This window comes from Kocuria aegyptia (assembly GCF_039530085.1).
In the GTDB taxonomy this organism is placed as follows: Bacteria; Actinomycetota; Actinomycetes; order Actinomycetales; family Micrococcaceae; genus Kocuria; species Kocuria aegyptia.
The window spans coordinates 1-7931 of record NZ_BAAAOA010000023.1 but is presented as its reverse complement, the minus strand read 5'-3'; the positions used below and the strand labels follow the sequence as shown (position 1 = coordinate 7931).

General features: G+C 66.9%; 8 protein-coding genes and 1 pseudogene. 4 read left to right on the top strand and 5 right to left on the bottom strand.

The features are described 5' to 3' along the window. Positions 1-666: 666 nt before the first annotated feature. From ABD220_RS10260 to ABD220_RS10250, 3 genes are all read right to left on the bottom strand, one after another. Positions 667-1185 (bottom strand): hypothetical protein, encoded by a 519-nt coding sequence (locus ABD220_RS10260; protein WP_344122240.1) that lies wholly within the window; start codon positions 1183-1185, stop codon positions 667-669. Between the two features lie 63 nt (positions 1186-1248). Further along, positions 1249-2235, bottom strand: a complete 987-nt coding sequence (locus ABD220_RS10255; RefSeq protein ID WP_344122239.1) for a PH domain-containing protein — start codon at positions 2233-2235, stop codon at positions 1249-1251. 361 nt (positions 2236-2596) lie between these two features. Continuing rightward, on the bottom strand, positions 2597-3097 hold the full coding sequence (locus tag ABD220_RS10250; RefSeq protein ID WP_344122237.1) for an ArsI/CadI family heavy metal resistance metalloenzyme: 501 nt from the start codon (positions 3095-3097) through the stop codon (positions 2597-2599). Positions 3098-3196: 99 nt separating this feature from the next. Here ABD220_RS10250 and ABD220_RS10245 point away from each other — a divergent pair, with 99 nt between their 5' ends. Both ABD220_RS10245 and ABD220_RS18085 read left to right on the top strand, forming a co-directional pair. Next, positions 3197-3565, top strand: a complete 369-nt coding sequence (locus tag ABD220_RS10245) for a metalloregulator ArsR/SmtB family transcription factor (protein WP_344122235.1) — start codon at positions 3197-3199, stop codon at positions 3563-3565. 321 nt (positions 3566-3886) lie between these two features. Then, the gene (locus ABD220_RS18085; RefSeq protein WP_425552550.1) at positions 3887-4150 is read left to right on the top strand and encodes a GNAT family N-acetyltransferase; all 264 of its coding nucleotides are present in this window, start codon (positions 3887-3889) and stop codon (positions 4148-4150) included. Between the two features lie 35 nt (positions 4151-4185). Here ABD220_RS18085 and ABD220_RS10235 read toward each other — a convergent pair whose 3' ends face one another. Beyond that, on the bottom strand, positions 4186-4434 hold the full coding sequence (locus ABD220_RS10235; protein WP_344122233.1) for a hypothetical protein: 249 nt from the start codon (positions 4432-4434) through the stop codon (positions 4186-4188). A 774-nt stretch (positions 4435-5208) separates the two neighbouring features. On the opposite strand from ABD220_RS10235, the gene ABD220_RS10230 reads away from it, so the two are divergent. Together ABD220_RS10230 and ABD220_RS10225 are read left to right on the top strand one after the other, a co-directional pair. Further along, positions 5209-6060, top strand: coding sequence for a cupredoxin domain-containing protein (locus ABD220_RS10230; RefSeq protein ID WP_344122231.1), 852 nt, complete (start codon positions 5209-5211; stop codon positions 6058-6060). An 11-nt stretch (positions 6061-6071) separates the two neighbouring features. After that, a complete protein-coding gene (locus ABD220_RS10225; protein ID WP_344122230.1) occupies positions 6072-7427 on the top strand; it encodes a hypothetical protein in 1356 nt (451 codons plus the stop codon). Positions 7428-7690: 263 nt separating this feature from the next. On the opposite strand, the pseudogene ABD220_RS10220 reads toward ABD220_RS10225, so the two are convergent. Next, positions 7691-7931: pseudogene (locus ABD220_RS10220) on the bottom strand (hydrolase); the annotation flags it as partial.

The following is a 7931-nucleotide window of genomic DNA, read 5'->3' as shown; positions in this document are numbered from 1 at the left end:
TCACCGCAGTCCGCGTTGAGGTCGATGTCGGAGGGGGACATGCTGTGCTCCTTGTCACGTCGGTGTATCCAGGATGCCCCTCCTCCGGTGGTTGTTCAACAATTTTCTTCTTTTGTCCTAGGAAAGTCTCTGAATTTTTATGGACGGCAGGGGCGACCGTATGTGTGCCCCCCGCGGGGGCGCGATTGCGCCATGCTCTCTCCACACCCGAGGTCCCATGGCGACCCTCGGTGTCTCCCGCCTCCACCGATCAGACACGACATGAGCGGCAAGAGCTGGACCAGCGTCTGGGACGTGACCCGTAGCGCGGCGCTAAACATCGCCGAAGCCTTGGGTGACTTCTGTGCATGCCTTGATGCAGTTGTGGGTCCCCGGGTTCTTGCGGGGGTTGCAAGACTGAGCGTTGGGGGTGGCGTGGTGGGCGGGTACCGACTGGCTGCCCGACGCCGGGTGCTACGGGGTGTGACGGCTGCCGAGGACTACCTGATCACGGGGGAGCGGGGGCCGTGCCGGTGGTCTGGGTAGTTGTGGACACCGTGGGCCTGTGCAGTCGCTGGTCGGCCCAAGCACACCGGATGCAGGACAGCCCGTTCCCATGACTTTACATAAGGCCGGCTACCGGACACCTTCCACGAAGAGGACCTCGTAGTAGGGGTTCCCAGATGGTCACTGGGCGCACACGGGAGGGTCGGGCAGGTGGCGGTAGATAGAGGAGCAGCTCTTCTGCATGATCGGTGTTCCCGCGTGGTCGACGGCCATGATCCAGTCCATGTGATCCTCCGTCTCGTCGTAGTAGGCGAGGGTGCTCATCACGGCGTTAATGCCACGGTCCGCCAAGTCCTCGAGGTAGGGGTCGTCGTAACGGCCGTTCATCTGGAGCTGGAGCACTCCGATGCTCTGGGCGTCCATCCCATAGGTCTCGCACGCCCACTCGGCCTTGTCCTCAAAGCAAAGGTCCGACCACGAGTCCCGGCCCACCATCTGCAGGTAGGTGGACTCCATCTGGTCGGCCCACTCGCCTGCGTCACCGGCGAATTGCCCGCTGCCGGGGGAGTCGGCGCTGGACTGTCGGTCGTTCTCGCCGTACTCCCCGGTGATGGCGGAGAGCAGCATCCACAGGATGACGATGCTGCCGATCACCATGACCCGACCTCGGAAGTTCATCTCTTCCCAGACTTGGCGCATCAGGGGACCTCCTCGGTTGCGGTGACACACACATGGCTCATTCTTCTGCACGCGCAGTGCTATCTAGAGTCGGCCGAGCAGCTCCTTCTTCTTGGCCATGAACTCTTCCTCCGTCAGCACCCCAGCGTCGCGCAGCTGCCCGAGCCGAGCGAGCTGGGCGAGCACGTCCGGCCCAGCGGGCGCAGCGGAGGCCGGAGCAGAGGCCTTGGCAGCGGGGGTGTTGCACAGCTGGCGGTAGAGGTTAGCGATATTTTCGCCCTGCCCAGATTCCAACTGGGTGATCTTACCTTTGGCCCCAGAGACGGTGAACTCCAGTGACTCCGTACCCCACCCCTTGCTCAGCGACAGAGATGAGATCGCGCCGAGCTGGAACTCCTTCACCGACTCCCGGAGGATGCCCTTCTCCAGGAAAATCAGGCGCTTGTCGGTCAGCACGATCAGGGACTGCAGTTTCTCGTAGGTACCCTGACCCAGAGCGAGGACCTGTTCCTCTGGGTCCAGGATGTTGCGCAGATGGGAGATCTCACGACGGGCGAGCATCCGTGAGAGCCCGCTCAGCTTCTCCAGCGCCTCCGTGATCCCGCGGTCGTCGCCGGCTTCCTCGCCAGCAACGGCTGCGGCAGGGGCTCTGACCCGGGCATTGGTAGGGGAGCTGCCAGAAGGCTGGGTAGAAGACCTGTCGATGGCTATGACCGGGGTTCTGTCGGGGGCTTTGGTAGGAGGTCTCGCAGGGATCTTGGTAGCGGCGCCCACCCTCTCCGCGACACCTTTGCCCAGGGTTGCTGAGAGCTCGTTGAGTATCTCCTGATGTTTGGTGCCCATGGCGTCCACGGTTACTACGGCCACGGCGCCGGCGGAGTGCTCGCTGATCGCGACGGTGATACGAGCTGGGTTGCGGTTCTTGCTCCAGGACGCCTTCGTCCGGCCCTTGATGTGCCCGAGCGGGCCGGAAGGCGAAGCGCCCATCTGCTTCAGACCTGCCCGCAGCGCCGTGTCCGCCTGCGCCACCGGCAGACGCACCACCCACTGGATCATCACCTTGATACCCATCGCGTTCTCTCTCCCGTGTCCGTGTCCGTGTCCGTGTGCGTTCGTGTCTATTGTCGCGTCGGGTGCCCGCACAGCGTGACAACGGGACTGGCCGGCCTCCTAGCCGCCGGCGGAGCTGCCGCACCATCAGGCGCCATCCGACCTGGCTTGCCCCTGGGGCGGCCCGAAGGGATAGGGCAGGTTCCCCAGCTCATGACCAGAAAGGGCTTGGCAGACACCCCTTTTTACATATGGCTGGCTAGCGGCGGACCACGTTGCAGTGCGGGTTTCGTTTACGGACATGGTGGTCGGTGACTCCGGTCGTCATGCCATCGGGATCGAGCCGCCTCACTGTGGAGGTGGCTCGATTCGGCTCGATGGGCTAGCAGCAGCTGGGCTGTTTGGTCGCGGGCTCACCGTCACCCATCGGCGTGGGCTGGGCGTCCGTGGTGCAGCAGGTCCCATCGCCGGCCACCGCCGACTGCTCAGGATCGGTCTTCCCTTCCAGGTCTGGGCGGGCGTCGGCGGTGACGGTGTAGACCTCCCACGGTTCCTGGCCGGGGCCGGTGACCCAGACCTTGTCCTGGACGGCGTAGCAGCAGGTGGTCTCCTCCTCGGGTCGGGTGGCCAGTCCTGCATCAGCGAGACGGTGGGCGGCGGCGTTGACGATCTCAGTGCTTTCCACTTCCACCCCGAGATGGTCCATCCGCGTCTCCTCGCCGGGCTCGCCCTCGAGCAGGACGAGCTTGAGCGGGGGCTCGACGATCGCGAAGTTGGCGTAGCCGGGCCGGCGCTTGGCCGGGGTGGTGTGGAACAGCGTGGAGTAGAACTCGATGGAGGCCTCGAGGTCGGCAACGCGCAGGGCGAGCTGGACTCTGGACATGACTGGTTCCCTTCTTGGAGGGACGGCGCATCCTCGAATATAGATCACCGTCGATGTCCTAATATTGCCTCCGGCATCGACAGGGGTCAATATATATCTATGTCTATTTCTGGTGACGATTCCTCGGTGACGCCGACCGCTTTAGCCTGCTGCGCTCCGCTGTCGCGAGAGCCCCTAGGGCGGGAGCGGGCGGAGCGGATCGCCCCGTTGCTGAAGGCTTTGGCTGATCCGGTGCGGCTGCAGCTGCTGTCGATGGTGCTCTCCCACCCCGGTGGGGAGGCGTGCGTGTGCGACCTGCTGCCGGCCTTCGAGCTGTCCCAGCCCACGATCAGCCACCACCTCAAGGTCCTGCACGAGGCCGGGCTGCTGGAGCGGGACAAGCGCGGGGTGTGGGTGTACTACCGCACCCGCCCTGAGGCGATGGAGGCTCTGGTGACGCTGTTCGCCCCCGAGACGGCCACCGCATGAACGGCACGCCCACGCCTGGAGACGGCGTGGTGATGCCGGTGGAGCGGCGCATGCTGCCGGGCGACACTGCTGGGGCGCTCACCGTGGTCGGGCTGGAGGAGTCGCACTGGCCGGCCGTCCAGGAGATCTATGCCGCCGGTATCGCCACCGGCCAGGCCACTTTCGAGTCTCGGCCACCGAGTTGGGAGACCTTCGCGGCGGCCAGGCCGGCGCACCTGGGCCAGATGGCCGTGGATGAGCACGGAGAAGTGCTGGGCTGGGTCGCGACCGCACCGGTCTCGGCCCGGGAGGTCTACGCGGGGGTGGTGGAGGGCTCTGTCTATGTCCACCCCGACCGCGGCCGGGCGCGGTGTGGGGCGGCTCCTGCTGGAGACCCTGATCGCCTCGGCGGAGGCCGCGGGGGTGTGGACGATCGAGGCGAAGGTATTCCCGGAGAACACCGCCAGCTTGCCCCTGCATCAGAAGCTCGGTTTCGAGCCGGTGGGGGTGCGTCGGCGCCTGGGTCTGATGAGCCACGGTTCCCAGGCGGGGCGGTGGCGTGATGTGATCCTGCTCGAGCGGCGCAGCGACACCTCCAGCACGTGAATTCCGCCCCGCCGCCTGACGATTCTGCCGGGGGGTCAGCGGGCCGGGATGGGCGTCGGGGTGCTCAGCTGGCGTTGGAGGGCGGCGGCTGTGGCCTTGGCGCTGGGGCCGACCCCGATGAGGGTGGCCGAGCCGGGCCCGGCCCAGTCCCCGTAGCCCACCAGGTAGAGCCCGTCCATCGTTGTGGAGGCCGTGCGGTCGGTGGGGATTGACCCGTCCCCTTCACGCACCTGCAAGGGCCGCAGATGACGCAGGGCAGGGTGGAACCCGGTGCACCAGATCACCGCGTCCACCTCCTGTTCCCGCCCGTCGACCCACGCGGTCCCGGTGAGGGGTGAAGCGGTCGAACATCGGTTCCCGGTGCAGCAGTCCGGCGTCCCGGGCGCGCTGGACCGGAGGCACCACGACGATGTTGCCCAGGGCGGCGACATCACCGGGGTCTGGGCGGCCTATGCTGCGGGTTCGCTTTACTTATGGCCCATTAGGGGCCAACGGTTGTAGCAACCGAGATGTCGCCACCGTATAGGCGGCACTGGCGGCCGGAGTACTCGGCCTGGTGCTCGCGGTGATCGCCTTGGCACGCCCCCGCCGCCGGCACTGACTACCGGCAACAACCCCCTGGGCTCTCCTCCCGAAGAGGCTGGTCTGTTCTTCACGGGAGGAGAACGGCCATGGGTCCCGCCCACCCCGTGTGCCGGAGCCTACGAGACAGGCGGCCACGACGCCGACCGGGCAGATCGAGGGCCGAAAACGAGGCTGGGTCAAATCGGACTCACCGCAGGGAGTCGGCGACTACCCCTGCCACACGTTTACCTATACAAATTAGTAGACAGGCGTGTGACCCCGTGGCGGCAGGCCGGGCGTGTTCATCCCTGGTCCGTGGGAATTGACGGCGGGGTTGTCCGTGCCTGCGGTGCCACCAGCAAGTAGCGGATTTCAGAGCGCGTCCTGCCCGGGTGGGACCCGGGCGGAGCGCGCATTGAGGAGTCAAGAGAATGTTTTTGTTCGTTTCAAACAACCGTCGGGGGCGAGCCGGTGCGGCCGTGGCCGCTGCCACCGTGCTCGCGCTGACCGGGTGCGGCAGCGGGGCAGAAACCGGGACTCAGGAAACCCAGGAGACCGAATCCCAGGAGCAGGGGAATCTGTGGGAGGGGCGCCTGGTGCCAGCTTCTTCGGCGGAGGGTCATGCGTTGCGGGAGGTCCCGGCTGAGGAGGCGCCGTCGGTGCAGCTGAAGGTGACCGAGGACCCGTGGGGGACGGGGTGGGCTGTGCACGTGGTCATCGAGGACTTCGAGTTCGCTCCGGAGACGTTGGGGGAGCTGCGCCCGCAGGAAGGGCACGCGCACCTGTACCTGGACGGGGAGAAGATCAGCCGGCTCTACGGCCCGTGGTACGACTTGCCGGCCTCGGCGGTCCCTGCCGGGGAGCACGAGCTGACAGTGACGCTGAACACCAACGACGACCACGCGCAGTGGGCGGTGGACGGGGAGCCGATCACCGATTCAGTGACGGTGAAGGGCCTGGATGGCTCCGAGAGTGGCCACAACCACGGCGGTGGTCATGAGCATGAGGGCGGGCACGAGGGCACCTCGGCAGGGCCGACCGAGAAGGCTTCCGGGTCCGGGCAGGACCCGGTGGCCCCCGCCCCGGCCGACGCGCCGGCCTTGGTCGCCTCCGGTGGGCAGGTGGACGGACCGCGCCAGGTCACAGCGACCGCCGGCGAGGAGGTGGTCTTCACCGTCACCAGCGACACCGCCGATGAGGTGCATGTGCACGGCTACGACATAACGGTGCCGCTGACCCCCGGTGAGCCTGCGACCGTGCGGCTCCAGGCCCACATCCCGGGCGTGTTCGAGGTCGAACTGGAAGACAGCGGCCTGCTGCTGACCCAGCTGCGCGTCACCCAGTGATCTCCGCGTCCGTGACCCCCCTGGCCGGGTCGGCGGCCCTGGTCCCCGCCCACGGCCTGGGTGGGCGTACTGATCTGCCGGTGGACCCTGCGCTGGCCGCCGCCGGTGCGGCTGCAGCGGTGGCCGTGTCCTTCATCGTGCTGGTGAAGGGCTGGCCGCGGTCCCGGTTCGCTGACCCGAACGCGGGCCTGCCCCTGCCGCAAGCCGTCACCCGGGTGTTGGACGCACGGCTGTTCGTGCAGGTAGTGCGGGCGGTGGCGGCGGCGGTGACCGTGTTCATCGTGGCCGTGGCGTTCCTGGGCCCGGCGGAAACCGTCAATAATCTCGCTCCATGGGCCCTCTACGTGGTGTTCTGGGTCGGTCTGGTGCCGGCCTCGTTGCTGTTCGGCCCGGTGTGGCGGCTACTCAATCCCTTGCGGCTGCTGCACGCCGGGTTGTGCCGGATCATGGAGGTCGATCCGGAGGTGGGCATGAGGCCCCTGCGGCCAGGTGTGGGGATGTGGCCGGCCGCGGGTGTGCTCCTGGTCTTCGTGTGGCTGGAGCTGGTATATCCCTACGAGGCCGTTCCGGTGCTGGTCGGTGTGCTCATGGTCTCCTACGCCGTGCTCACCCTGGTCCTGGCGTTGATCTTCGGCCAGAAGTGGTTCATCGCCGGGGACGGGTTCGAGGTCTACAGCACCCTCGTCGGGTCGATGGCCCCCTTCGGTCGGCGCCAGGACGGCACCCCGGTACTGCGCAACCCCCTGACCGGGCTCTCCACTGTGCCCGCCACTCCCGGACTGAGCGCTGTGGTGGCCGTGCTGATCGGCTCCACCGGCTTCGACGGGCTCTCCCGGACCCAGTTGTGGATGACCAGCGTGCCCCCGGACTCCATCCCGCTGGGCACGGCAACGCTGCTGGGGCTCGTCGCCATCGTCGCAATACTCTTTGCAGGGGCGATCCACCTCAGCAGGCGATCGATGGAACGGGCCGGTAGCGGCAGGTCACCGGTCCAGGCCCTGCGCCCGGCCCGGTTCGCCCACTCCCTCATCCCGGTGGCCCTCGGATACGTCGTGGCCCACTACTTCTCGTACCTGCTCTTCGAGGGACAAATCGCACTGGTGCTCATCAGCGACCCGTTCGGCCTGGGATGGGACCTGTTCGGCACATCACAACAATGGGTGAACTACTTCCTGGTGAGTCCGACCACGATCGGCTGGACCCAGATCAGTGCCATCGTGATCGGACACATTCTAGGACTGACCGTTGCTCACGACCGTGCCCTGACCCTGTTCGACTCCCGGGACGCAATTCGCACCCAGATCCCGATCGCCGTGCTCATGGTCGGCATCACCCTCACCGGTGTGTTGCTGCTCCTCGCCGTCTGACGGGATTATCAGGGATTGTAAGAACAACGGTGTGTGAGGGCCCCTTGCTGGCAACAAAGGCGGGCGGACTCCCCGCTGGAATCGGAAGGAAGAGCCCAGTGGGTGCACGGCTATGCATATGGCCCGATGGCGGCCATCAAGCCAGCTGGGATCTCACGTGATCGTGCAGCAGTTCCTGGTCGCCGCGTGGTCGCGCCGGTCGCCGTTCATGAGGTTCTGCAGCAGGGCGGGGCTTCCTGGGTCCTGAACCTGCCGGTTCGGGGTCAGGTGAGGTGGTCGTGGTCCCCGCGGACCCAGGCCACGTGCCGGGCGGCGGAGCGTGCCACCGCGTCCCGGGCCCCGGCCTCGATGGTGCCCCCGGTGTTGCTGTAGAGCCGGTCGAACTCCAGGGCCGTGGCGGCCGCCGCGATCCGCTGCACCACGGCCGCCGAGAGCGGGTGCAGATTGACGTAGCTGCGCATGAACGCCACCGTGCGCCCGTCCGGGTTGACGAAGAGCGTGTCG